The organism is Bacillus pumilus (assembly GCF_009937765.1).
GTDB lineage: Bacteria > Bacillota > Bacilli > Bacillales > Bacillaceae > Bacillus > Bacillus pumilus_O.
On the sequence record NZ_CP047089.1, the window covers coordinates 3,060,066 to 3,086,388 of the forward strand.

The window sequence follows — 26,323 nt, forward strand, 5'->3', positions numbered from 1 at the left end:
CCTCCTAGTATTTAAAATCATGTATTGTTTTGAATATTTATTCACTATAATGTATTTTAAACACTTTCTTTTTAAGATGCAATAGTATTTTGCTAAAATTATTTTGATTCAATGGTCTTATAAAACAAAAAGCAGACCGATCTAAAGACCGGACTGCTTTATATGTCATCATTCAAACGTCACACGTTACATTTCTTCGCAATGCTCATCGAACGCAGCTTGGAGCTTTGACACGACTTCCATTGGCTCGTGTCCTTCAATTTCATGGCGTTCGACCATTTTAATGATCTTTCCATCTTTTAACAATGCAAAGGATGGTGAAGATGGCGGGAAGCCTTCAAAGTATTCACGGGCTCTTGCTGTTGCCTCTTTGTCTTGTCCAGCAAACACAGTCAGCAATTGATCTGGTCGCTTATCGTAATGAACAGAATAGCCTGCAGCTGGTCTTGCAATACCGCCAGCACATCCGCATACCGAATTCACCATCACAAGTGCCGTGCCTTTTTTAGACAGTGCTTCATCTACTTCTTCAGATGATGTAAGCTCAGTATAGCCAGCCTGTTTGATCTCTTCTCTCGCTTGTTTCACAATATCATTCATAAATAAATTAAAATCAATATTCATTGTCCGTCCACTCCTTTAGCATGCCAAAACCATTTTAACAACATCATATCAAGGAAAACGCCTACGAGCAAATGTGTTGTCTTTTCATTCCCCACTTTTTCTGAACATCGTTTATACGCCGCGAAATTGGGGAAAAGTGATGATAAAGAGATGTAAGGGAGAACTGCGTGATGGCACAATTCAAAAAAGCGATGCTCATTTATAATGGAAATGCTGGACAAAAAAACATGGAAAAAGTTCTCGGTCAAACAGTACCTCTTCTTTCTCTACATATTGATGAACTCATTCTTAAACCAACAAAGCAGCCAAATGATGCTTATCAATTCTGTCGTACAATTGATGAGACAATAGAATTGCTGATCATATTAGGCGGAGATGGAACCGTGCATGAATGTATGAATGGCATCGGCGGGTTAGAAGAAAGGCCGGCTGTAGCGATTTTACCAGGCGGGACATGCAATGACTTTTCTAGAACCCTTGGTATCCCGCAACAAATACAAAAAGCCGCTCAAATGATAATAGATGGCGTAGAAAAAAAGGTCGACTTAATCAAGGCAGAAGATCGATACTTGTTAAACTTTTGGGGAATCGGGCTCATTGCAGACACGTCCAACAATATTAATGACAAGGAAAAAGCGGTACTCGGCAAAATCAGCTACTTCACAAGTGCCCTGCGCACCTTGCAGCAAACAGAGCCCTTTCACGTACGAGTCGAAACAGAGGAGGAAAGCTGGGAAGAAGAAGCTGTCATCGTTCTTGTCATGAATGGACATTTTATCGGGACAAATAAAATTGATTTGCCTAGTGCAGCAATTGATGATGGGAAAGCAGAAATCTTAATTTGCAGAAATACGAGCTTCTCTGCTCTAAAAGAGATCTTTTCTATGAACCGGGAAGAGCTGGAAGATTTCACCGGCGACCTTTCTCTCATTCAAGCATCCAGTATTCAGATCCACACAAAAGAGGAAATGGATGCTGATACAGATGGCGAAGTGTACATGACAGCTCCTGCTTCTTTAGAAGTGTTAAAACAGCATTTGACCTTTATTGTTCCAACAGAATAAAGAAAACGCCCGAGATCATTCTTTTTCGGGCTTTTTTTTGATATAGCGTCTGTATAAATATTCAAGTGCATATCCGAGCAGCGTTCCGATAAGAAGAGAAATTCCTAAAAGGCTATTCGCTGCTCCTTTAAATCCACCGACAAGCAGCAAGCAATACAAAACTTGAATAATCGAAACGATTGATATGATCAGTAGTAATCTTTCAGGATGATTGCGTGATTTAGAAATATATCGAAGAAATGCGAACGCAATTGCTGTGATAAACATGAGTCCAATCGTTAAAAATGCAAAAAAGTCTAGTCCAGACATATCATCGCTCCTTCTCATCATGGGGAAATCCCCCTCTCCATAGCGGGAGGGGGACATTCTTGTTTTAGTAAACAGATGTCTGCTCGTCAATGCCTTCAAGAATTTGTTTAATCCGTTGAAGGAATCTGCCGCATACAAGACCATCGAGAACTCTGTGGTCTAATGAGAGACAAAGGTTAACCATGTCTCTCGCTGCAATCATACCATTTACAATCACCGGACGCTTCACGATCGATTCTACTTGTAAAATCGCCGCTTGCGGATAATTAATGATTCCCATAGATTGTACAGAACCAAATGATCCCGTGTTGTTTACAGTAAAGGTGCCGCCTTCCATGTCACTTTGCTTCAGCGTACCTTGTCTCACCTTGGAAGCAAGCTCATGAATTTCCTTGGCGATGCCTTTAATCGTTTTTTCATCTGCATCCTTAATGACTGGAACAAAAAGAGCGTCATCAGTTGCAACAGCAATCGAGACATTGATCGCTTTCTTTTGCACAATTTTATCTCCAGCCCACATGCTGTTCATTTCTGGGAATTCCTTTAAGCTCTGTGCCACTGCTTTGACAAAGAACGCAAAGAACGTCAAATTAAAGCCTTCTTTTGCTTTAAATTGGTCCTTGAGCTGATTTCTTCTAGTCACAAGGTTTGTCACATCAACTTCCATCATTGTCCATGCATGCGGAATTTCATGTTTGCTTCTCAGCATATTTGCCGCAATCGCCTGCCTGATTGGCGTGACTGGCAGTTCATTATCACCAGGCATTGTAGAGATGGAAGGCGCCGCTTTTGGCTTTGATGACTGCACAGGCTCTGGCTTGATTGCCTGTTCATTCACAGGTGCTGCCTTCTCTTGCATGCCGCCGCTTTCAATCAGCTGAAGTAAATCTTTTCTTGTGATTCTCCCACCTGCTCCCGTTCCTTGCACTGCCGCTAAATCAATGCTGTGCTCATCTGCTAAACGAAGGACCGCTGGAGAGTAGCGTTTCTTTTGACTTTGATCCTCTTTTGTTTGATCTGCTTCAGGTGCTTCACTTTGCTCAGGTGCCGCTTCTTCTTCTGCACTTTGCTGTGAGCTGCCTTCCACTTCAATTTCACAGAACACTTCTCCTACTTGAAGTGTATCGCCTTCTTCAGCTGATAGCTTTGTAATGGTTCCTGTAAAAGATGACGGGACTTCTGCGTTCACTTTATCCGTCATGACTTCTGCAATTGGATCGTATTTATTCACATGATCGCCAGGTGAAACGAGCCATTTGCTGATGGTTCCTTCTGTTACACTTTCACCTAACTGAGGCATTTTCATTTGTTCAGTTGCCACTTGAAACCCTCCTCTTTCTTAAAACGCCGCTAGCTCTCTCATTTCAGCTTCTACCTTATCTGGGTTGACCATAAAGAATTTTTCCATTGTCGGTGCATAAGGCATTGCTGGGATTTCTGGTCCGGCTAGACGTTTGATTGGTGCGTCTAAATCAAATAAGCAATGCTCTGATATGATCGCCGCTACCTCACTCATGATGCTGCCCTCTTTTGTATCTTCCGTTAGAAGAAGCACTTTGCCTGTTTTTGATGCCGCTTCAATAATGGCTTCCTGATCAAGCGGGTACACTGTTCTCAAATCGAGAATATGCGCAGAAATGCCATCTTTCGCAAGGCGGTCTGCTGCTTGCAGCGCAAAATGGACGCAGAGGCCATATGTAATGACCGTGATATCATCGCCTTCACGTTTCACATCTGCTTTTCCAATAGGAAGTGTGTAATCCTCTTCAGGTACTTCTCCTTTAATGAGACGGTAGGCACGTTTGTGTTCAAAGAACAATACAGGATCTGGATCTCGTACCGCAGCTTTTAAAAGACCTTTTACATCATAAGGCGTAGAAGGCATGACAATCTTCAAACCAGGCTGGTTGGCAAAAATCGCTTCAACTGATTGTGAATGATAAAGCGCCCCGTGAACTCCGCCCCCATAAGGTGCGCGGATGACCATCGGACAGCTCCAATCGTTATTTGAGCGGTATCTAATTTTCGCCGCCTCTGAAATGATTTGGTTAATGGCAGGCATGATAAAATCCGCAAATTGCATCTCAGCAATTGGGCGCATTCCATACATCGCTGCCCCAATCCCAACTCCAGCAATGGCTGATTCTGCAAGAGGTGTATCCATGACGCGCGCTTCTCCGAATTGCTCATAGAGACCCGCTGTCGCTTTAAATACACCGCCCTTTTTCCCGACATCCTCTCCGAGCACAAACACTTTCGGATCTCGCTCCATTTCTTCTTTCATTGCCAGTGTAATGGCGTCTATATATGACATAACAGGCATTTTTCTTCCCCCTTACTCCGCATACACGTAACGAAGTGCGCTTTCAGCATCAGCATAAGCAGCGTTTTCCGCTTCATCAGTGGCTTCGTTTACGATTTGCATGATTTCTTTTGTCATCTCTTCTTTCATTTCTGAAGTCATGACGTTTCCTTCGGTTAAATACGTTTCATATTTGATGAGCGGATCTTTCTTTCTCGCTTCGAGCACTTCTTCTTTTTCTCGATAGCTTGAATCATCGTCATCACTTGAATGCGCAGTTAAACGGTAAGAGATCGTTTCAATCAACGTTGGTCCTTCGCCTCTTGCCGCACGGTCTCTCGCTTCTTTGACAGCGGCATATACTTCAAGCGGATCATTGCCATCAACGGTTACGCCAGGCATTCCGTACCCAATCGCACGATCTGAAATGCGTTCACAAGCTACTTGTTTGTCGTACGGCACGGAAATTGCATACTTATTGTTTTCACACATGAAAATAACAGGCAGCTTATGCACAGCAGCGAAGTTAGCCCCTTCGTGGAAATCACCTTGGTTTGAAGAGCCTTCACCGAACGTGACAAAGCTGACAAAGTTTTTCTGATCTAGCCGTCCAGCAAGTGCGATTCCCACTGCATGAGGAACCTGCGTTGTAACAGGTGAAGATCCTGTCACAATTCGATTGGATTTCTGTCCAAAATGTCCTGGCATCTGTCTGCCACCTGAGTTTGGATCGTCTTGTTTTGCAAAACCTGACATCATTAAATCTTTTGCTGTCATTCCAAATGCAAGGACAACCCCCATATCACGGTAGTAAGGTAAGACGTAATCCTCTTCTCTATTGAGAGCGAAAGCAGCACCAACTTGCTGCGCTTCCTGCCCTTGACAAGATATAACGAATGGAATTTTACCTGAACGGTTTAAAAGCCACATCCGTTCATCAATTTTTCTTGCTAGAAGCATTGTTCTGTATATATCAATTGCTTGTTCATCAGATAATCCTAATTCATGATGACGCATGTTACTCATCTTATTTCCCTCCTTGATTAAAAATGGATCGCTTTCCCGTCAACAGCAAGGGCTGCCTCGCCAATCGCCTCTGATAAGGTTGGGTGCGGGTGAATTGTTTGCCCGACTTCCCACGGCGTTGCATCAAGTACTTTGGCTAATCCAGCTTCTGATATCATATCTGTGACATGAGGACCAATCATATGAATCCCTAAAATATCATCTGTCTTTTGATCAGCAATGATTTTGACAAATCCATCTGACTCCCCGTATACAAGTGCTTTTCCGATCGCCATGAATGGGAATTTCCCCATTTTGACTTCGAAGCCTTGCTCTTTTGCCGCCTGTTCAGTGAGTCCAACACTAGCGGTTTCCGGGTGAGAGTAAACACATTTAGAAACGAGCGTTTCATCGAGCGGCTTTGGATTTTGACCAGCCATATGCTCCACAGCAATCATGCCTTCGTGTGAAGCCACATGTGCCAACTGAAGTCCGCCAATGACATCTCCTATTGCATAAATATGTGATTCTTTCGTTTGATAATGTTCATTCACGACAATGCCTTGTTTTTCTGTTTGGATGTCTGTGTTTTCAAGACCAATGCCTTCAATATTTGGTACTCTGCCGACTGATAGAAGAAGTTTTTCTGCTTCAAACGTCAGAATGTCTCCATCCTTTTCTGCTTGAATCGTCACGAGGTCCTCCTGCTTTTTGACGGTATCTGGCAGTACTTTCGCATTTGTCACAAAGGTGATGCCTTTTTTAGATAAAAGCTTTTCCATTTCTTTAGAAATGTCATGATCCTCTGTCGGCAATATGCGATCTGCAAATTCAATCACCGTCACCTTCACACCAAAATCATTGAGCATAGAAGCCCACTCGATTCCGATCACCCCGCCGCCGACAATGAGCATCGACTGCGGAAGCTCTGGCAGTTCTAGTGCATCATCTGATGTAAGTATGTGCGTCCCATCTGCTTCAAGCCCAGGCAGCACACGTGGTCTTGAACCTGTCGCAATGATGACCTGCTTTGGAATGAGCATTTCATTTTCATCTCCATTTGCCATTTCTACGGAGATGGTTCCTGGCATTGGTGAAAAGATAGATGGACCAAGAATGCGGCCGATCCCTTCATAAACATCAATTTTCCCTTGTTTCATTAAATGTTTAACGCCGCCTGCTAGTTTCTCTACAATCTCTGCTTTTCTTTTCTGCACATTGGCAAACTGCAAGGCAATGCCATTTGCCTCAACGCCAAAATCAGCAGCACGTTTGACGGTTTGATAAACTTCAGCACTTCTAAGCAGCGCCTTAGACGGAATGCATCCTTTATGGAGACACGTTCCGCCAAGCTTTTCTTTTTCTACAATTGCTGTTTTCAATCCAAGCTGTGAGGCACGAATGGCCGCTACATAGCCGCCTGTGCCTCCACCAAGAATGACGAGGTCGTATTCAGTTGCCATGACTTGTCACTCCTTTCTTCATCTGTTGATCATTTGGGTATTCTTTCGGAGATTCTTCTTCTTTTAAAATACGAAGTGCACCTTCTGCTAAGGATTGCAGTTCATTTTCACCTGGATACACGACTACATCTGAAATCCAGTCAATGTGACCTCTAATACTTGATGTAATTTGTTTGCTATACGCAAGTCCGCCTGTTAGAACAATGACGTCAACTGCGCCTTTTAAGACAGCACTAGCCGCACCGATTTCCTTGGCAATTTGATAGCACATCGCCTCATAAATCAGCGCTGCTCGTTCATCGCCTGCTTCAATCATCCGCTCTACTTTCACAGCATCTGTCGTACCAAGGTAGCCCGCAAGACCACCTTCACCAATAATGCGCTTCAGCATTTCCTCTTGACTATACTCACCAGAAAAGCAAAGGTTGACAAGGTCACCAGTTGGCAAGGTCCCCGCTCGCTCCGGGCTGAAAGGGCCTTCGCCATGCAGTCCGTTATTGACGTCAATGACTTTCCCTTTTTCATGGACACCAATCGTGATGCCGCCGCCCATATGTGTAATAATCATGTTCAAATCTTCGTAGCGCTTCCCAAAAGATGCAGCTGTTTTTCTTGCGACTGCTTTTTGATTTAATGCATGGAAGATGCTTTTTCTTTCAATCGTTGGCAGACCTGAAATACGAGCAATTGGTTTTAGCTCATCCACTACAACTGGATCGACAATAAAAGCTGGGATGTTCAAGCCAAGTGCAATTTCTCGTGCGATGATACCGCCCAGATTAGATGCATGCTGGCCAGCATATCCTTCTTTTAGGTCTTGCACCATTTGCTCATTGACTTCATATGTCCCACCTTCAATCGGACGAAGAAGACCGCCGCGCGCACAAACTGCATCAAACTTTGAGATGTTCATCCCTTGTTCATGCAGCGTCTTCAGGATGGTTTCTTTACGAAATGAAAACTGATCAATAATATGAGGGAATTGCTTTAATTCCTCATCTGTATGTCTCAGTGTCGTTTCAAAAATAGATCGTTCATTGTGAAACACACCGATTTTTGTTGAAGTAGAGCCAGGATTAATTGTGAGAATACGCCATTCTTTTGTCAGCAAAAAGAAAACCTCCGTTTCAACTCATTCTTCAAATTAGCGACGACTTAAAATATGTTGGCCATTTTGCAGGAATTGACTTCTTGATTTGCGCATTCTTTCAATTCGCTCCTCCGCCAATCGGTCTGCCGCTTTATAAGTTGGAATGGCATCACGGTTTGAAATTTCAATGACGCGTTCAATGTTTTGATAAATACCTTCTACCTTTTTCATCGCACGATCTGCATTATAGCCATACAGTTCATCAGCAACGTTAATGACGCCGCCTGCATTGATTACATAATCAGGTGCATACACAATGCCCATTTCATGAATCAGATCGCCGTGATGCGTTTCTCTCAGCTGGTTATTCGCTGCACCTGCGATAACCTTTGCTTTCAGCTTAGGAATCGTTACATCATTAATCGTTGCACCAAGTGCACAAGGTGCATAGATATCACATGCTTGATCATAAATATCGTCAGGGTCTACTGCTTTTGCGCCAAAGTCTTCTACAGCTCGTTTTACAGAGTCTTTGTTGATATCTGTGACAATTAGCTGCGCACCTTCTTCGTGCAGATGTTTACACAAATTGTACGCGACATTCCCAACACCTTGGACTGCAATCGTTTTTCCTTCTAATGAATCGGTACCGAATGCAGCTTTGGCAGCAGCTTTCATCCCTTTATATACACCGTAAGCCGTAACAGGAGACGGATTTCCAGATGAACCAAATGCAGGAGATATACCTGTCACAAAGTTTGTTTCTTCATGAATCAGATCCATGTCTTCAACCGTTGTACCGACATCCTCTGCTGTGATATAGCGGCCATTTAATCCTTGTATGTAGCGTCCAAACGCACGGAACATTTCTTCATTTTTATCTTTTCTTGGGTCACCGATGATAACTGTTTTCCCGCCGCCAAGATTCAGGCCTGCTGCTGCGTTTTTATAAGTCATCCCTCTTGCTAGACGAAGCGCATCTTCGATCGCTGCTTCTTCGTTTTCATACGTCCACATTCTTGTCCCGCCTAGTGCTGGCCCAAGTGTTGTATCATGAATGGCAATAATCGCTTTTAAGCCAGATTGTTCATCCTGACAAAATACAAGCTGCTCATAATCGTATCGTTCCATATATTTAAAAAGTTCCATTGTTTATTCCTCCTATGACTTTCGCTTAATTTGATGTACAGATGGCAAGCGCAATTGAATAAAGCTTACTTTCGGCTGTATCCGACCGGCTTGTTAAAGCAATCGGCGCCTTCGCTCCTGCCACCACAGCCCCAACCTTTGCATGTGCAAAGTAGATGAGAGATTTATAAAGAATGTTCCCTGCTTCAATCGTTGGCACAAGCAAAATATCTGCATGACCGGCGACATCACTCGTAATATTTTTATGAGAAGCGGCTGTTTGAGAAATGGCATTGTCTAAAGCAAGTGGTCCGTCAATGAGGCAGCCAGAAATTTGCCCTCGCTTATTCATTTGCGCCAGGCTTGCCGCTGTCAATGTGGAATCCATTGCTGGGTTCACAACCTCTACCGCAGATAAAACAGCAACCTTTGGCATGTCGTTTCCGACAGCTTGCGCTACTTGAACAGCATTGATCGTAATCTCTTTGAACATGTTTAGATCAGGCGCGATGTTCATCGCAGAATCTGTGACATAAATAAACCGATCAAAGCCCGGCACTTCAAATGCCGCGACATGTGATAGAACACTCGCTGTCCGCAGCCCGTACTCTTTATTCAGTACCGCTTTTAAAAGAACGGCTGTCGTGACATGCCCCTTCATCAATATATCTGCATGCTTCTCACTCACTGCCTGCACGGCAATTTTGGCTGATTCTTCAGGAGAATCCGAATGAATAATATCTATCCAGTCTTCATTGATCTCATGCTGTTTCACCAGCTCCTTCAGGTTGCGTTTGTTCCCAACCAGCAGGAAGCGAGCGACTTTGCGTTCAATTGCCATCTTGATGGCATGAAGCACTTCTTCGTCTTCTGCATGAGCCACAGCAGCAGTTTTATTCTGCAGCTGGGCAGCTTTCATAATCAGATCGTCAAGCTTCATATATGCCCACCTTTCCTTATGCTCGGGTTCATGGTTTTTATATGCAAGTTCTATGCCAGCTTGAAACGCAGCGAAATTAGTCATTTCGCATGAAATACGCGCAACTTTTTGCAGAATATATGCATTTTATTGCATGCTATCTTTTGCAAGTTGATATTTATCCATTTTATAGTAAAGATTTCGAATGCTAATCCCTAACGTTTTCGCTGTTTTCGTGCGGTTGAATTGATGCTTTTCAAGGGTTTGTTTAATCAACTGCGCTTCAAACGCTTCAACAGCATCCGAAAGAGTCTCTCCCTCGAATTGACTGACAGCCAGTTCCTGTTGCTCTTTTTCTTCCTGCTCTTCTGACTCCATGAAGGAAATATGATCTTCATCGATCCATTCTTCTTGCGGATTCAAAAAGATCATGGCTCGTCCAAGAACATTTTCCAGTTCTCTTACGTTCCCTGGCCAGCTGTAGGATCGAAGTCTATCGAGCGCACCTTCTGTTAAGCCGCTCACATTTCGACCATAGTCTAAATTGATTTTCTGAATGAGACGTTTACTTAAGGAGTCAATGTCTTCAAGGCGCTGCCTTAGAGGCGGAATAGAGATCGGATATCTGTTCATCCGGTAATATAAGTCCTCTCTGAACTTCCCTTCCGCCATCGCTTTTTCAATATTGACATTTGTTGCAGTAATCACACGCACATCAACTGGTATCGCTTTTGTTCCGCCTACTCTCACAATTTCTTTCTCCTGCATGACGCGTAATAATTTCGCTTGTGTACTTGGCGTCATTTCACCAATCTCATCTAAAAAGATACTGCCATGATTCGCTTCTTCAAACAGCCCTTTCTTCCCGCCTCGCCTCGCACCAGAAAATGCACCTTCCTCGTAGCCAAAAAGCTCTGACTCTAAAAGTGTTTCTGATAAGGCAGCACAGTTGACTCTCACAAAACGATTATATTTTCGGTCACTTTCATTGTGTATAGCGTGCGCAAATAATTCTTTCCCAGTACCTGACTCTCCTCTGAGTAAAATGGTGGCTGGTGTTTTTGCCCCTAGTTTTGCCTGCTCAAGCGCAACAAGCATTTGCTCACTTTCTCCAATAATGTCTTCAAAAGTGTACTTTGCCTCAAGTGTTCGGATGAGCTGCCTTGCTTTATTTAATTCATTGGTGAGTGATTGAATTTCTGATACGTCATGAATGACGCCGACACTGCCTTTTAAAATGCCATCAACGATCACTGGTGCTACGTTGACGATCACATCCTTCTTATTAGGTCCGACTTTCATTCTGACGCCTCGAACTGGTCTTCTTGTTTCAAGCACCTTCAAATGCATACTTTCCCCTTCAGAAATATCCGCACCCGCAGGTTTGCCCACAACCTCTTTGTCTGTTAATCCCGTCATTTTCGTATAAGCTCGGTTGATTAAAATCCCTTTCCCCTGCTCATCTACGACGGATATCGCTTCATCTGATGATTGAATGATAGCCTCGAGCATCGTGCGCACTTCTTTGAGGTTTGTGACTTCTTCTGCAAGTTCCACTGCATCTGTAATATCTTTAAAAATGGATAGAGCGCCTAGCATTCTTCCTGCATCATCAATTATCGGCAAACGCGTTGTAACAATTTGTATTTGCTGATTCAGAAATTGTTTTTGATGAAATTCTGGCTCCCTCGACCTTAAAATATCGGGGAGTTTTGTATTAGGGATCACTTCACGTATGTGCCGGCCAATCGCATCTTTTTGCGAACGTCCAACCATTTTGGCAGCCGATCGATTAAACAGAACGACTTCTTCATCCATATTGATAAAAATCATGCCATCGTTCGTTGCATTAAAAATGCGGTCATGTTTATAGGTTTGTTCTTTTAATATTTGAATGAGCTGATGCTTTTCTGACATTAATTCTGATATGACGTAAGCCATCGAACTTGGAACAATGACAGACTGCTCTGTTTTTTCTTCCATCAGTTCTTTAAGAACAGCTGAACTGCCCGTTGTTTCGATGATGATATCAATGTCATCTTTTATGTATTCTTTCCAATCCGTTGTCGTATCAATTCCATTCTTTTTCGCTTCTACCATCCCCGGTGCCCCAAGATCAAGGTCGGCGATTGCAACGATTTGAATCATATTTGTTTTCAGCAATGTTTCAAGTAATGCTGATCCACCCTGTCCTGCACCGACAATCAAGACTCTCTGCATCCCGTTACCCCTTTATATGAAAAAATTTGCACACCATATTTTTCCGTTGCAAAAAATTGCACAACTCTTATATTACCACGTTTTCCTTTCTTGACAAAATATTTTTTGAATTAGACAATGGAAGTAAATGACGTTTAAGGGGACATTTGATGGGGAGAATACTTGCATTAGTGATTATTTTAATACCTGGCGCGTTTGCTGCACTTGGGATTAAGCTGTTACGCGACACTGTTTTCGGTATCATCATTGCACCGTTTCCATTTTTATGGCTGCAAGGAATTGCAGGATTGGTTTTTTTAGGAGGAGGTCTTTACGTAGTTGCTGGCTTTATTTTATATAGAGACCGCAAACGAAATAAAGTAACCACCCGCTTTAAACAGAGATAAACATGAAAAAAAGACCCGCTATTGATCGCAGGTCTTTATTTCATTTCTTCTCTTATTTTGACGGCTCTATCAGGAAAATCTGTGAAGATTCCGTCGACACCTAAGGAAAACATGCTTTTCATTTGCTTTTCACTGTTGACTGTAAATGGCCTAATGACTTGCTGGTCAGCATGGAGAGCCGATACGACTTCTTTTGTTACCCCTGCACCCTTTATATTCGGGTGATACCCTCTTGCAGGTACTGTTTTTATATACATCTCTGGCTGATGAATCACATCCATTGTGAGAACAGCAAGCTCAACATGCGGCATTAGCTTGTGAAAAAGAGCTAAACTGCCGTGATGAAACGATGAGACAAGTACACGATCTTCTATTTGAAAGTGTTCAATTTGCTCCTTTACCTTCTCTTCAATACCTGGATATCGATAAATGGAGTTTTTCAGTTCAATATTCATAATGAGTGATGATTGCTGGGTCACGAGCTCCAATACTTCCTCCAAAAGAGGAATGGATACAGCACCGGTTTCTTCATAAAAAGAATGACTCGCATCTCCTGCTTTTAACTCTTCATATGTATGGTCTTTCACTAAGCCTGTCATATTCGTTGTTCTGTTCAGCTTCTCATCGTGAATGACAGCAAGCCTGCCATCTTTCGTCAGCTGGACATCCAGCTCAATCCCGTCAGCTCCTGAATGAAGCGCGTGCTCAAAGGCTATCATCGTATTTTCAGGATAGATTCCTTTAAAACCTCTATGTGCAAAAATTTTCGTCATATGCCACCTCTAGTTATGATGCTTTCTTTCATTTCATTATGACGTCTCTCTTTTCGTTTTTCCAGTTTGAGCACATAAAAAAACCTCTTCTGATGAGTACGAAGAGGTTCTGTATAAATTCGATCACGTAATCGCTCTGATGGCTTGCTCTGTCGTCTCGGCGTCAAGAGCAAAAAGGGAAGAAACAACTGCGACTGCTGTAACGATGGTTAAACCTAACAACAACTTTTTCATAAGATAACCTCCACTTTCTTTTGAAGTATTTGTGCATCGAATTTCTTTTCAAGAAAACGAATGGCATTTTGATAATCATTTCGTTCCTTGAAGTATTTCGATATTTGTTCAGACAAATCCTCAAGCTCCACATATAATCTATTTTTTTCTATGTAGTCTAATTTTTCAGAGAATACGTCTGCTGCTCCACTATTTTCGCACATCAAATCTAAAATTTCAAATTTTACTATATATTCATTATTTTGGATATCATAACTATAATGTATGCCCTCTTTAATATATTCCTTCGCCTTTTGATCTCCTAGATGTACCAAGGCATTAGCCAGAACATATAAAGATTGGATGTAATAATGGCTATTGTCACGGTGCATTTGAATGCCCATCCCTTTTTTGGCATATTGTGCGCTTTTTTCGTAATCATGCTTCGCATAAAAAAGAACGGCTAAATTGTGATAGCATTTCCCAATCAGCACTTCATTGTTAATGCGTTTACTTTTCTCAAGTGCTTCTTGGTATTTTTCTTCCGCTTCCTCAAATTGGATCAAATCGATACAATTACTCGCATGTAAAATCAAGCTATCAATCGCCTGCGCTGTATACTCTTCATGCGCTTTGAACGTATCGATGGCTTTTTTGATATGATTAATGGATATGAAATTTTGTTTCAGTTCGTAATAGATTGATGCAACCTTATGATGAAAAGTTCCTACTTCAAGGTCCTCATTTACACGTTTTAGGCGTTGTTCTGCAATTTTGTAAAAGCTGATGGCTTCATCATACTTTTTCACATATGCTGCATATTGGCCTTTGTAAAAGTAAAAATAAAAATTAATAATGTCATCTGCTTTCTCATCAAGCGTTCCGACATTCTTCATAATATGATTGGCTTTTTCAATATTGCCAAGTAACATTTCATGTCTGCCGTTAACAAGCTGATAATACAGAAGAACTTCACGGTCTTCATCTGTATTTTTTAGCAAATTCTGAATTTTCTCTTTATAGATAGCAGATTTTTCTAGGTCATTTTGAGAAATGACCCTCGTCCACTTGCTAATTTCGTTCGCTACCTCAGCAGAGTGGATTTTCAGCTTTCCCATAACCTCACCCTCTTCTTTTCATTATTATAGCATAGTAAAAGAATGTGAAAATTATTAAATTCGACAATGGGAATATTCAGTTCAAATGGCACAATCTCTAAGAAGCCAGTGACTTTAAAACGCCAACCAATCAGGTCAATAGCAATAGAACTTTCGATCTCATTTGCTTTATTTACCAAATCCATCAGACCTTTTCCTCTCATCCTTTTCCTTACGAATGAGCGTTTCCTTCTTCTATTTTGAAGACCAAACAATTGATTGGCGTAGCTGATTACCACTAATTTATGTCATACCCATTTCTTTCATGCTCTATTTTTCATTTTATTCTGAAAATAAATCAAGCTGTATTGTCCAAATGAGACAATAAGATGATTGTATCAACACAAACAATTTTTAACAATACTTTCCAAAATAAAAAAACGCCTCTTTGAAGAAACGTTTTTTTATGAAAATGAATTAGCTAGCTCTATGCTCCAAGCGTAGACGATCAGCCACCATAGCGATAAATTCAGAATTGGTTGGTTTCGCTTTAGACATACTGACTGTATAACCAAAGAGTGAGGAAATGGAATCGATGTTTCCTCTGCTCCAAGCCACTTCAATCGCATGACGAATCGCCCGTTCTACTCTGCTCGCGGTCGTGTTAAATTTCTTCGCAATGTCTGGATACAACACTTTTGTGATGCTTCCGAGAAGCTCGATGTCATTGTACACCATTGAAATGGCTTCTCTTAAGTATAAGTAACCTTTAATATGAGCGGGTACGCCAATCTCATGAATAATCGTCGTAATGCTCGCATCTAAGTTTTTACGTTTCGGTTCAGGTTTATTTCGAAGAACACTGTTTTGGATAGATGAAGATCGATGGGTGACTTGTGTGCCGTTTCCACTGACTTGACGAATATGACCGACTAGGTTTTCCATATCAAATGGCTTTAAGATGAAATAAGATGCGCCCAAATCAACTGCTTTTTTCGTCACATCTTCTTGTCCAAACGCTGTTAGCATAATGACACTTGGCTGTTTGGTCATGTCATTGCTTTCACGGAGGCGTTCCAGTACAGCAAGGCCATCTAAATGAGGCATGATAATATCTAAGAGGAGAACGTCGGGCTCTTTATCTTTAAATAATGTCAGACATTCCTGACCATTATACGCCACGCCAAGTACTTCCATATCTTCCTGTCCCTCAATATACTCTGTCAAAAGGCCAACAAGCTCTCGATTGTCATCAGCTACACACACTTTAATTTTCTCCACGTTCTTTCCTCCCCAATGTCGATTCCTTTAGTCTTTTGCATTTCTCTTCTGAGTGTTCAATTCGACAAAACCATGCTATCCCCTTTAAAAAACTTTAATTTTCCGAATAATAGAGCATTATCTAGCTTTTTCTACGTTTTTCTTAACGAATCGACGATTATTGCAATTTGACAACATACCTTTTTCCATTTTGTCGAAAAATCTCTTTTTCCTTATTTTATAACATGATGGCAGAGAAAGAAAGAGAAGAAAAAAACTGCCGGAAAATGCGCGGCAGTTTGATAATCAGCTTGCTTTTTTGTTTTTTTGATAAAGATTGATGCCTGCTTCTGACAGCATCCATTCAATGTGTACGCCGTAGCCGCTGGTCGGGTCATTGACAAATACGTGGGTGACCGCCCCGATGACTTTTCCGTTTTGGATGATCGGGCTTCCGCTCATGCCTTGGACGATACCGCCCGTTTTACTTAGAAGACGCTCATCTGTTACCTTTAATACCATCCCTTTTGTTGCCGGAAATTTTTGCGGAGTTGTGCTGACGATCTTAATATCAAACTTCTCCACTTTATCATGATCGACAACAGTTAAAATTTCTGCTGGCCCTTCTTTCACTTCATTTGATAAAGCAACTGGAAGCGGTTTGTCTGATACATGATTTTCAAGCTTTTCGGTTAACGTACCAAAGATACCAAATGGACTGTTGCGGGAGATATCCCCTATCGTTTTTCGTTCGGAAGAGAATCTTGCCAATTTTTCTCCAGGATTGCCTCCTGTGCCTTTTTCAATCGATGTTACGGTTGATCTGACAATTTCACCATTGTCGACAACAATTGGTTTTTTTGTATCCATGTCGGAAATCACATGCCCAAGGGCACCATATTTTTTAGAAGATGGTTCATAGAAGGTCATCGTGCCGATTCCTGCTGCGGAATCTCGAATGTAAAGACCAATTCGATACGTGCCTTCACTTGCATCTTTTGCGGGTGTTAATGTTGTTTGAAAGGTTTTATGGTCTCTTTTTATGAGTAAACGAAGCGTTTCACCTGTTTTTCCTGCTTTCTGGATAAATGGGGTGAGGTCGTTCATTTTCTCCATCTTTTGACCATTAATTTCAATGATCATATCCCCTGATTGAATGCCTGCGGCTTCGCCTGGTGATTTTTTGCCGTCTGCTGTTGTGATTTGATGAAAACCTACAACGAGAACTCCCACAGAATGGAGCTTGACGCCAATGGATTGTCCTCCAGGAACGACTTTTAATTCAGGGAGAACGTCGACTTTTGTTTTCTTAATAGGAAATCCTTTAAAATCATAAACAATTTCGGCTTTTCCTGCCTTTTGTCCTGTTACTTCAAGCTGATTCTTTTTCTCTGAAAGACTAAAGGCTTGTGAAGAAGCATTGGCTGACGCTTCTATTGATGTGTCAATTGCGTGCTTCTGTTTTTCAAATACAGCAACATTTGTTGGAATGCTGATGTATTCCTTCACTATGCTCATAAACCCTGTACTTATTAAAGAAACAAGGAGAATCACACCAATGGCTTTTCTCATCTTTTCGGGCATTCATTTTTCACTCTCCTCGCTCCTTACCCACACCAGAACACTCATGTTTTGGCTACATCTTTACTTTTGCCTTCTTCGCTTTGATTTATAACCGGCAGCTTTAGAAAATGATTGGATAAATTGATAAAAGAAAAAGGAGATTTCGTGGGTATATACAGCGATTTTGACACAATATAAAAAAGGCAGCTGGTTTTTCAGCTACCCTGTTGTTTTGACATCATTTGCTTGGTGGAGCAATTCTTTTGCGTGCTGTTTTGTCAGCTCAGTGACTTCCACACCCGCAATCATCCTGCCAATTTCACTCACTTTTTCTTCATGACTTAATGGTTTGACACTTGTCAGTGTTCTACCAGCTTTAGAGCGTTTTGAAATGAAGAGGTGCGTGTCAGCCATTGCTGCTACTTGCGGGAGGTGCGTAATGCAGAGCACTTGTGAGCCAGCCGCCACTTTGTAAATTTTTTCGGCAATCGCCTGTGCAACTCTGCCACTTACACCCGTATCGACCTCATCGAAAATAATGGAAGTGACTTCTTGTTTGGCTGAGAAGATACTTTTCACAGCGAGCATCACACGTGAAATTTCTCCACCGGACGCAACTTTTGATAAAGATTTCATCGGTTCGCCAGGATTAGTAGAAATCACAAATTGAGCTTGGTCAATTCCGTTTTTTCCGAGCTGGACGGGCTTTCCATCTAGGAGCGGATTATCTGTGCTGCTAAAAGGCGCATACCGAATAGAAAAGGATGTATCAAACGTTGACTTCTCCATATACAAATCCTTTAGTTCTGTTTGAATTTGCTTCGCTAGTTTTTTGGCCCATTTTTTACGAAGCTCTGAAACGTTAAGTGCTTCAAGCAGTGCGTCACGGCTCATTGCATCCAGTTTGTTTTTAAGCGTCTGCAGATGAGTGTCTCGATTTTGAATTTGATCGATTTCTTCTTCAATCTTCGCCGCATACTCCAAAATTTCCTCAACCGTCGTCCCGTACTTTCGTTTTAACTGCTTCATTTCATTCAGCCTAGACTCAATAAAATCAAGACGTGCAGGGTCGAACTCTAATTGATCCAGCATGCTTCGCATTTGGAACGTCGAATCCTCTAATAAATAGTAAGAGTTCGACACTTGTTCGGATAGTTTTTTCAGATCATCGTTGATTTCAGAAACCTGATCGAGCTCGCTTGATGACATGCCAACCCAATCAAGTCCCCCCTGTTCATTGCGCAAGGCATTATAGGCGTTTTGGAGTGAGGAAAAGATCTTTTCGTAGTTGCTGATCTGATGACGCTCTTCTTGAAGCTTCTCGTCTTCTCCCGGCTCTAATTGTGCCGCTTCAATCTCTTCTAGCTGAAATTGCAATAAATCTAACCGGTGCACCATTTCTTGCTCATTTTCAGAGAGCTGTTTTAGCTTTTGGGCTGTCTTTTTATATTGCTCATATGCTTCTTGATACTGCGACAAAGCAGGTGCAATTTCTTCTGCACCAAATTGATCGAGCAAATGCAGATGATTTTCATCCTCCATCAATAATTGGTTATCATGTTGTCCATGTATATCGAGCAAAAGGCGTCCTACTTCGCGTAAAAGTGAGATTGTGACGAGCTTGCCATTGATGCGGCAGATGCTTTTCCCGTTATTGTTCATATCACGGCGAAGAATCATCATTTCATCCGATGCGTCAATTCCTTGCTCCTCGCATAAAGCAAATACAGGGTGATCGGCTGCTGGTACAAGAAAAAGCCCCTCCAGCTCAGCCTTTTTCTCACCATAACGAACAAATTCAGACGACCCTCTACCTCCCACAAGAAGTGAGACAGCATCGATCATGATGGATTTCCCTGCACCTGTTTCCCCCGTTAGGACCGTGAGTCCTTTTTCAAATGAAACCGTTAACTCTTCAATGATTGCAAAGTTTTTAATGGTTAGTTCTGCTAACACTCATTTGACACCTCTTTTTGTAAACCTGATTCTTTATAGAAGCTCTAAAATTTTGCTTGAAACTGTTTCCGTATCATCTGGTGTGCGGCAAATGATCAAAATGGTATCGTCTCCGCAAATGGTTCCCATGATTTCTTCCCAATCTAAATTATCCATTAAAGCCCCAATTGCTTGAGCATTACCCGGCATGGTTTTGAGGACGATTAAATGACTGGCAGCATCCATTTTAATAAATGCATCCATTAAGGATCGCTTCAGTTTAGACAGCGGATTAAACCGTTGATCCGCAGGAAGGCTGTATTTATACGTTCCATTGTTCGTTGGCACTTTCACTAAATGCAATTCTTTAATATCTCTTGATACGGTCGCTTGTGTAATGTTATATCCATCGGCTTTTAAAATATCAACTAGTTCATCTTGTGTTTCAATTTCTTGGCTCGCGATGATTTCTCTAATCTTAATATGCCTTTGACCTTTAGTCATTTTTGACCCCCCTAGGCGTTTGATCTCAGTTTGTCTTTACGTTCTATGTTATATGAACCACAGTTCAAAAAACAAGCGTTACGTGAGAAACAGACAATTCTCATCTTTTGACCATGTAAAAAGGAATAATAGCGAGCTATTATTCCTTTTGTTTCAACCTCATGTGTCAGCCGGCTCAGGACTGTTTTTCTTTTCTTTCAATATAGAATGGGCTTCCTTGACGATCTTTTCAAGTTCTGAAACCGGAAGTGCCGCATTCTCTTCTTGATCGGGATGAAGCTTTAAATGGAGCAGGAACTCAATATTCCCGTCACCGCCAGTAATAGGCGAAAATGAGACATCCTTCACATCATAGCCTTCTTTTGCAGCAAATTCATTCATCTCTTCGAGTACACCAAGGTGGACAGACGGTTCTCGTACGATGCCTTTTTTACCAACAAGCTCTCTGCCTGCTTCAAATTGAGGCTTGACGAGTGCAATACAGTCTCCGCCTGGGACAAGAATGTGCTTTAAAGCCGGCAGAATGAGTTTAAGTGAAATAAAAGAGACATCAATTGACGCCACTTCTGGCAGTCCTTCAGTAAAATCTGCTGGGACAGAATGACGGAAGTTGGTGCGCTCCATGACAATGACCCTGTCATCCTGCCTTAATTTCCACGCAAGCTGATTGTAGCCAACATCAACAGCATATGATTTGACTGCTCCGTTTTGAAGAGCACAATCTGTAAATCCACCTGTTGATGAACCAATATCAATTAGTAATTTCCCTTCAACGGTTAAGTCGAATTCTTTTAGCGCTTTTTCTAGCTTTAATCCGCCGCGGCTCACATATTTCAGAGGGTTCCCTTTCACAGTGAGCGGTGTATCACGAGCAATTTTCTCTCCTGGTTTATCCAAACGGTTTTCATTTGAGTAAACGATCCCTGCCATAATGGCACGCTTTGCTTTCTCTCTCGTTTCCATTAGTCCTTGTTCGACTAATAAAACGTCAAGTCGTTCTTTCTTTGATGTCATGATCCAATTCCTTTTCTTGGTGCTACGGGAAGCATATCACGTAAAGTGTCAGCAACCTGTACCTTCGTCAAACCAATTTCTTCAAGCAGGGCATCAACACTCCCATGCTCAATAAATTCATCTGGAATGCCCATACGTTCTACTTTAATATGAGATGCTTTTTTATCGTGTATATATTCTAAGACGCTGCTGCCAAATCCGCCTTGGAGCACAGCTTCTTCAATCGTTAAAATTGGAATACCTTCAGAAAGAATATCATTTAACATCGCTTCATCAAGAGGCTTAATAAAACGAGCGTTGACCACACGAACCGATTTCCCTTCTTTTTGAAGTTCTTCTGCTGCTTGAAGCGCCATTTTAATCGTCGTACCAAATGTTAAAATTACAGCATCCTTCCCTGGGCGAAGAACTTCCCAGGACCCAATTGGAATGGTTTTCAGCTGTTCATCCATTTTGACACCTAGCCCGTTACCGCGCGGGAAGCGCATAGCAATAGGACCGTCATCATACTGAATAGCTGTATTGACCATGTGCTGTCCTTCATTTTCATCTTTTGGCATCATCAGTACCATATTCGGCATATGACGCATAAAGGCAATATCAAATACACCTTGATGGGTTTCTCCATCGGCACCGACAAGTCCAGCACGATCAATACCAATAAATACGTTCAGGTTTTGGCGGCAAATATCGTGTAGCACTTGATCATAGGCTCTTTGCAAGAACGTTGAATAAATCGCTAAAAATGGCTTCATGTTCTGCGTCGCAAGCCCAGCTGCCATTGTGGCTGCATGCTGCTCGGCAATTCCTACATCAAACATCCGCTCTGGAAATTCCTTTGCAAAGCCTTCAAGCTTTGAACCAACAGGCATCGCAGGCGTGATCGCAACAATTCGCTCATCTTCCCGTGCCAGCTTTCTGACTGTTTCACTGACGAGACCACTCCAAGACGGAGCTGCTGCTGCCGGTTTTACAAAATCACCTGTATCAATTTTGTATGGGCCCGTACCGTGCCAAGTCCCGATTTTATCGGATTCTGCCGGCTGATAGCCTTTTCCTTTTTTCGTGATGACATGCAGAAGAACAGGACCTTTTGTTTTCTTTGCATATTCAAGATTCTCAAATAGATCTTCATATGAATGTCCGTCAACAGGACCTAAGTAGGTAAACCCCATTTCCTCAAAGAACATGCCAGATACAAGTAAATATTTAAGGCTGTCTTTAATACGCTCTGCTGTGGCAGCAAGCTTACCACCTACAGCTGGAATGCGCTTGAATAAATATTCGAGCTCATCCTTTACCCATTGGTATTTGCCAGCTGTACGCAATCTGCCAAGCATTGTGTGAATCGCACCGACGTTTGGCGCAATGCTCATTTCATTGTCGTTTAAGATCACAATCATATCTTTCTTTTCATCACCGATATGATTCAACGCTTCCAGCGCCATACCTCCGGTGAGTGCGCCGTCTCCGATAATCGGCAGGATATATTCATCTGTCCCTTTGATATCACGCGCTGCTGCCATACCCATCGCACCAGATAACGAGGTTGAACTGTGACCTGTCTCCCAAACGTCATGTTCGCTTTCATTTCGTTTAGGGAAACCGCAAAGCCCTTTATATTGGCGAAGTGTATCAAACTCCGATCCTCTTCCCGTTAACAGCTTATGAACGTAAGACTGATGTCCAACATCCCAGAGGAATTTGTCTTTTGGGCTGTCAAATACTTTATGAAGCGCAACAGTCAGCTCAACGACTCCGAGGTTCGGACCGATATGCCCACCAGAGTTAGCTAAGGATTCAATTAAAAACATGCGAATGTCAGCGCTAAGCTCTTCTAATTCTGCATTTGACATTCCTTTTAGAAACGTTGGATTTTTTATTGATAAAAGATCCAATTAGGATCAACTCGCTTTCAACAAAATTTCTATATACATCTATAATGCCTTATTCCTTTGAAAAACAGTAGGGAATAAGAGTTGTCTCATCATAATAAACTGTTTACAGTTTACCACAATTGCTCGAGGACCCTCAAATCTAGGCTGTTTTTAATGATCTCTTGAGGCAATTAGATCACATAAACCATGCAGCAATTGCTGCTCTAATTGGAGATTTGAGACGATTTCTTTTGCACGCGTGATGTGCTCATCCAGTTTTTCTTTTGCTCCTGAAAGCGTTAATAAAGAAGGATATGTCGACTTTTCATTTGCTGTATCAGAGCCGACCCGTTTTCCGATTTTCTCTTCGCTTCCTTCGAGATCTAAAATATCATCACGGATTTGAAACGCAATGCCAATATGATAGCTGAATTCCCTTAGCTTTTCGATATCGTCATCTGATGCTCCTGCCAGCATTGCACCAGCTGCGACGCTGAATGTGAGAAGCTTTCCTGTTTTACGGGCGTGAATGTATTCTAGTTCAGCAAGCGATACTTGTTTTTGCTCTGCTTCCATGTCATCAAATTGACCGCCAACCATTCCTAGCGCACCCGCTGACTTTACAAGCTCATCTACAATTCTGAGCTTTTTGTCAGCAGAAACGCTGCTAGACAGCTGTGATGTAATCAGACGGAAGCTCTCTGTTAAAAGGGCATCACCCGCGAGAACCGCTGTTGCTTCCCCGTACACTTTATGATTCGTCGGTTTTCCTCTACGAAGGTCATCATCGTCCATACAAGGAAGGTCGTCATGTATCAATGAATACGTATGAATCATCTCCACCGCACAGCCGACAGGTATACCGTCTTCTTCATTTTTACCGTAGGCATTTAGAAGAGCAAGAACGAGAACAGGTCGAAGCCTTTTCCCGCCCGCTTTAAGTGAATAGAGCATAGAAGATTTCAGGTCTTTAGGAATCGTCAATTCCTGAACATATGTAAATAAATAATCTTCGATGGTCTGTTTTCGTGTTGTTAAAAATTCATTTAAATTACTTGTCACCAGAATCTGCCTCCTTCACCGAGAATGGAGCCAGCTCACCGTCCTCTTTTAAAATGAAATCCATTTGTTTTTCAACATGTTGTAATTTTTCATGACAAAGCTTCGAAAGGGTCATGCCTTCTTGAAAATAATGAATGGCCTGCTCAAGTGGTACATCTCCTTCTTCGAGCTTTCCCACAATCTCCTCAAGACCTTTCATCGCCTCTTCAAATGTCATTTGTTCTTCTTTTTGTTTATTGGATTCTGTCATGATGATTACCCCTCCTTCTCAATAACCTCACAAATGAGACGTCCATCCTTCATCGTGATAGTCAGCTGATCCTTCGTCTCTACTTGGTTCACACTTTTTATTAATTCATCTTCTTTATAGGCTAAGCTGTAGCCTCTTTCCATCACTTGAAGTGGATTTAATGCATTTAGTTTACCAAGAACCGATTGGAACTGCGAATGAATTGTTTTCATTTGCACATTCATACTACGAATGAGCTGTTCTGTTTCATTGGCGTGACGTTTTTTCGCTTGAAGCAGCTGCTCTTTAGGATGAAGTGGCTTCAGCCTGTATGTCTGGCGGTCTAGCTGACTGCGTTTTTGCTCTATTTGTCTTGTCAGCTGTTTTTGAAAACGGTCAAATACCAAATCGAATTGCTGCTCTTTTTGCTCCTGTAATCGCTTTGGGAAACGGAAGGCATAAGAGGACTGCAGCGCCAAAAGGCGGTCTTTTGCTTGTGAGGTTTGATTCTTCACAGCTCTTGTTAGCCGTATATCAATTGATTTGATTCGCTCTATTAAATCCGTCGTGCTAGGAACAGCAAGTTCGGCTGCTCCTGTTGGTGTGGGTGCTCTCATATCTGCAGTGAAATCACTGATCGTAAAGTCTGTTTCGTGCCCAACTGCAGATATGATTGGAATGTCTGATGCGAAGATCGCCCTTGCCACAGCTTCTTCATTAAAAGCCCAAAGCTCTTCAATCGAACCGCCTCCTCTTCCGACAATCAAGACATCACAGAGTTGTTTTTCATTCGCTTCCTTGATCCGCTCTACGATGGAACGGGTCGCATGCTCACCTTGGACGAGCGCCGGAAGCACAATGATTTTCGCCTGCTGATAGCGCCTATTGATGGTCGTAATGACATCTCGAACAGCCGCTCCTGTTGGAGACGTAATGACACCAACAACCTCTGGATATTCAGGGATTGGCTTTTTATAGCGCGCATCAAATAAGCCTTCACTTGCTAGCTTTTTCTTTAGCTCTTCATAAGCAAGATGAAGAGCACCAACACCATCAGGCTGCATTTCTTTCGCATATAACTGATAATTGCCGCTTGGTTCATAGACTTGAATTCCGCCGCGTACAAATACTTTCATTCCACTCTTAGGTGAAAAAGGCAGCTTCGCCGCAGAGCGCTGGAACATGACAGCTTGCATGCGTGCGTTTTCGTCTTTTAAGGTAAAGTACACATGCCCTCTTGAATGAATCTTGACATTGGATAACTCACCTTTGATCCAAATATCTTCCAAATGCGGATCAACATCAAATTTTCTTTTTATGTATTTTGTAAGGGCTGTGACCGTCACAAAGGCTTTTTCACTCATGACGTATTCCTCCTCTTCAAAAACGCACATTCATCCACCAGCAGCATGCAGGTGGATGAATGGATAAAGCTTATGCTAATGTACGTTTTGCTGATTTAACCGTATTATGTGCAAGCATCGTAATCGTCATTGGACCGACTCCGCCAGGGACTGGTGTGATATAAGAAGCTTTTTCTTTTGCCTCTTCAAAATCAACATCTCCAACAAGCTTCCCGGTATCTAGACGATTGACTCCTACATCAATCACAATAGCGCCTTCTTTAATTTGGTCAGCTTTAATAAAGTTTGCTCGACCGACGGCAACAACTAAAATATCCGCTTTCAACGTATGTTCTGAAATATTCGCTGTTCTTGAATGACAATAAGTAACCGTTGCGTTTTCGTTTAACAGCAATTGTCCTACCGGTTTACCGACAATATTGCTGCGTCCAACAACAACGACTTCTTTTCCAGAAAGGTTGACACCCGTTTTGTTGAGTAATTCAACAATCCCTGCTGGTGTGCATGGAAGGAATGTGTCTTCCCCAAGAAGCATTTTCCCGATATTCAGAGGATGGAAACCATCAACATCTTTTTCAGGTGAAATACGTTCAATCACAGCTTTTTCAGAAATATGTTTTGGCAGTGGAAGCTGAACAAGAATCCCGTGGAATTGATCGTTCGCATTGTACTGATCAATGAGCTGAAGCAATTCTTCTTCTGTTAAAGAAGCATCTAAATGATCTAGCTGGAAATGCATCCCCATTGCTTCTGCTGCTTTTTTCTTTCCGCGTACGTAAGAAAGTGAAGCCGGATCATCACCGATTAGAATAACGGCAAGACCAGGTGTGACACCTTTTTGTTTTAGCTCTTCTACTTCTTTTGCTAATTGCTCACGCTTTTCTTTTGCTGTTTCTTTCCCATCGATGATTGTTGCTGTCAT

General features: G+C 42.1%; 25 protein-coding genes. 2 read left to right on the forward strand and 23 right to left on the reverse strand.

Annotation, left to right across the window (positions count from 1 at the left end):
* Nucleotides 1–186: 186 nt before the first annotated feature.
* On the reverse strand, nucleotides 187–624 hold the full coding sequence (locus GPS65_RS15120; protein WP_012010506.1) for a BrxA/BrxB family bacilliredoxin: 438 nt from the start codon (nucleotides 622–624) through the stop codon (nucleotides 187–189).
* A gap of 170 nt (nucleotides 625–794) precedes the next feature.
* On the opposite strand from GPS65_RS15120, the gene GPS65_RS15125 reads away from it, so the two are divergent.
* Complete coding sequence (locus tag GPS65_RS15125) at nucleotides 795–1,688, forward strand: YegS/Rv2252/BmrU family lipid kinase (RefSeq protein WP_012010507.1); 894 nt, start codon at nucleotides 795–797, stop codon at nucleotides 1,686–1,688.
* A gap of 15 nt (nucleotides 1,689–1,703) precedes the next feature.
* On the opposite strand, the gene GPS65_RS15130 is transcribed toward GPS65_RS15125, so the two are convergent.
* Genes GPS65_RS15130 through GPS65_RS15170 form a run of 9 tightly spaced genes read right to left on the reverse strand, consistent with a single transcriptional unit; the run spans nucleotide 1,704 to nucleotide 12,124 of the window.
* Nucleotides 1,704–2,018 (reverse strand): YesK-like family protein, encoded by a 315-nt coding sequence (locus tag GPS65_RS15130; protein WP_225970029.1) that lies wholly within the window; start codon nucleotides 2,016–2,018, stop codon nucleotides 1,704–1,706.
* A 43-nt stretch (nucleotides 2,019–2,061) separates the two neighbouring features.
* Complete coding sequence (locus GPS65_RS15135) at nucleotides 2,062–3,318, reverse strand: dihydrolipoamide acetyltransferase family protein (RefSeq protein ID WP_144468976.1); 1,257 nt, start codon at nucleotides 3,316–3,318, stop codon at nucleotides 2,062–2,064.
* Nucleotides 3,319–3,336: 18 nt separating this feature from the next.
* Nucleotides 3,337–4,320 (reverse strand): alpha-ketoacid dehydrogenase subunit beta, encoded by a 984-nt coding sequence (locus tag GPS65_RS15140; RefSeq protein ID WP_003215848.1) that lies wholly within the window; start codon nucleotides 4,318–4,320, stop codon nucleotides 3,337–3,339.
* Between the two features lie 12 nt (nucleotides 4,321–4,332).
* Nucleotides 4,333–5,325, reverse strand: a complete 993-nt coding sequence (locus GPS65_RS15145) for a thiamine pyrophosphate-dependent dehydrogenase E1 component subunit alpha (RefSeq protein ID WP_012010510.1) — start codon at nucleotides 5,323–5,325, stop codon at nucleotides 4,333–4,335.
* Between the two features lie 17 nt (nucleotides 5,326–5,342).
* Nucleotides 5,343–6,767, reverse strand: a complete 1,425-nt coding sequence (gene lpdA, locus GPS65_RS15150) for a dihydrolipoyl dehydrogenase (RefSeq protein WP_012010511.1) — start codon at nucleotides 6,765–6,767, stop codon at nucleotides 5,343–5,345.
* Nucleotides 6,757–7,878, reverse strand: coding sequence for a butyrate kinase (gene buk, locus GPS65_RS15155; protein ID WP_012010512.1), 1,122 nt, complete (start codon nucleotides 7,876–7,878; stop codon nucleotides 6,757–6,759). Before buk ends, lpdA begins: the two co-directional genes overlap by 11 nt.
* A 33-nt stretch (nucleotides 7,879–7,911) precedes the next feature.
* Nucleotides 7,912–9,006, reverse strand: coding sequence for a branched-chain amino acid dehydrogenase (gene bcd / locus GPS65_RS15160; protein ID WP_012010513.1), 1,095 nt, complete (start codon nucleotides 9,004–9,006; stop codon nucleotides 7,912–7,914).
* A 25-nt stretch (nucleotides 9,007–9,031) separates the two neighbouring features.
* The gene (gene yqiS / locus GPS65_RS15165) at nucleotides 9,032–10,009 is read right to left on the reverse strand and encodes a phosphate butyryltransferase (protein ID WP_225970030.1); all 978 of its coding nucleotides are present in this window, start codon (nucleotides 10,007–10,009) and stop codon (nucleotides 9,032–9,034) included.
* 42 nt (nucleotides 10,010–10,051) lie between these two features.
* Entirely contained in the window at nucleotides 10,052–12,124 is a 2,073-nt protein-coding gene (locus tag GPS65_RS15170) for a sigma-54 interaction domain-containing protein (protein WP_012010515.1), read from the reverse strand.
* 149 nt (nucleotides 12,125–12,273) lie between these two features.
* On the opposite strand from GPS65_RS15170, the gene GPS65_RS15175 reads away from it, so the two are divergent.
* Nucleotides 12,274–12,510 (forward strand): DUF2627 domain-containing protein, encoded by a 237-nt coding sequence (locus GPS65_RS15175; protein WP_012010516.1) that lies wholly within the window; start codon nucleotides 12,274–12,276, stop codon nucleotides 12,508–12,510.
* 35 nt (nucleotides 12,511–12,545) lie between these two features.
* Here GPS65_RS15175 and GPS65_RS15180 read toward each other — a convergent pair whose 3' ends face one another.
* The 13 genes from GPS65_RS15180 to folD all read right to left on the reverse strand — a co-directional run bounded on the left by GPS65_RS15180 (nucleotide 12,546) and on the right by folD (nucleotide 26,323).
* Entirely contained in the window at nucleotides 12,546–13,283 is a 738-nt protein-coding gene (locus tag GPS65_RS15180) for a glycerophosphodiester phosphodiesterase (RefSeq protein ID WP_012010517.1), read from the reverse strand.
* Between the two features lie 230 nt (nucleotides 13,284–13,513).
* Nucleotides 13,514–14,614, reverse strand: a complete 1,101-nt coding sequence (locus tag GPS65_RS15185) for a Rap family tetratricopeptide repeat protein (RefSeq protein ID WP_144473689.1) — start codon at nucleotides 14,612–14,614, stop codon at nucleotides 13,514–13,516.
* Nucleotides 14,602–14,799, reverse strand: coding sequence for a hypothetical protein (locus GPS65_RS15190; protein WP_041815709.1), 198 nt, complete (start codon nucleotides 14,797–14,799; stop codon nucleotides 14,602–14,604). Before GPS65_RS15190 ends, GPS65_RS15185 begins: the two co-directional genes overlap by 13 nt.
* A 271-nt stretch (nucleotides 14,800–15,070) precedes the next feature.
* The gene (spo0A, locus tag GPS65_RS15195) at nucleotides 15,071–15,874 is read right to left on the reverse strand and encodes a sporulation transcription factor Spo0A (protein WP_144473691.1); all 804 of its coding nucleotides are present in this window, start codon (nucleotides 15,872–15,874) and stop codon (nucleotides 15,071–15,073) included.
* Between the two features lie 285 nt (nucleotides 15,875–16,159).
* Complete coding sequence (spoIVB, locus tag GPS65_RS15200) at nucleotides 16,160–17,437, reverse strand: SpoIVB peptidase (protein WP_119125098.1); 1,278 nt, start codon at nucleotides 17,435–17,437, stop codon at nucleotides 16,160–16,162.
* 198 nt (nucleotides 17,438–17,635) lie between these two features.
* Nucleotides 17,636–19,372 carry a DNA repair protein RecN gene (recN, locus tag GPS65_RS15205; RefSeq protein ID WP_161985453.1) on the reverse strand — a complete coding sequence of 579 codons (1,737 nt, stop codon included), beginning with the start codon at nucleotides 19,370–19,372 and terminating at the stop codon, nucleotides 17,636–17,638.
* Nucleotides 19,373–19,405: 33 nt separating this feature from the next.
* Nucleotides 19,406–19,855, reverse strand: a complete 450-nt coding sequence (ahrC, locus tag GPS65_RS15210; protein ID WP_012010523.1) for a transcriptional regulator AhrC/ArgR — start codon at nucleotides 19,853–19,855, stop codon at nucleotides 19,406–19,408.
* Between the two features lie 159 nt (nucleotides 19,856–20,014).
* Nucleotides 20,015–20,869, reverse strand: a complete 855-nt coding sequence (locus tag GPS65_RS15215; protein WP_144473694.1) for a TlyA family RNA methyltransferase — start codon at nucleotides 20,867–20,869, stop codon at nucleotides 20,015–20,017.
* Nucleotides 20,866–22,767 (reverse strand): 1-deoxy-D-xylulose-5-phosphate synthase, encoded by a 1,902-nt coding sequence (gene dxs, locus GPS65_RS15220; RefSeq protein ID WP_119125099.1) that lies wholly within the window; start codon nucleotides 22,765–22,767, stop codon nucleotides 20,866–20,868. The genes GPS65_RS15215 and dxs overlap by 4 nt, the downstream gene beginning before the upstream one ends.
* Nucleotides 22,768–22,917: 150 nt before the next feature.
* The gene (locus GPS65_RS15225) at nucleotides 22,918–23,808 is read right to left on the reverse strand and encodes a polyprenyl synthetase family protein (RefSeq protein ID WP_012010526.1); all 891 of its coding nucleotides are present in this window, start codon (nucleotides 23,806–23,808) and stop codon (nucleotides 22,918–22,920) included.
* On the reverse strand, nucleotides 23,798–24,058 hold the full coding sequence (locus tag GPS65_RS15230) for an exodeoxyribonuclease VII small subunit (RefSeq protein ID WP_012010527.1): 261 nt from the start codon (nucleotides 24,056–24,058) through the stop codon (nucleotides 23,798–23,800). Before GPS65_RS15230 ends, GPS65_RS15225 begins: the two co-directional genes overlap by 11 nt.
* Before the next feature lie 5 nt (nucleotides 24,059–24,063).
* Nucleotides 24,064–25,401, reverse strand: coding sequence for an exodeoxyribonuclease VII large subunit (xseA, locus tag GPS65_RS15235; protein ID WP_161985454.1), 1,338 nt, complete (start codon nucleotides 25,399–25,401; stop codon nucleotides 24,064–24,066).
* A 70-nt stretch (nucleotides 25,402–25,471) separates the two neighbouring features.
* Nucleotides 25,472–26,323, reverse strand: coding sequence for a bifunctional methylenetetrahydrofolate dehydrogenase/methenyltetrahydrofolate cyclohydrolase FolD (gene folD / locus GPS65_RS15240; RefSeq protein ID WP_012010529.1), 852 nt, complete (start codon nucleotides 26,321–26,323; stop codon nucleotides 25,472–25,474).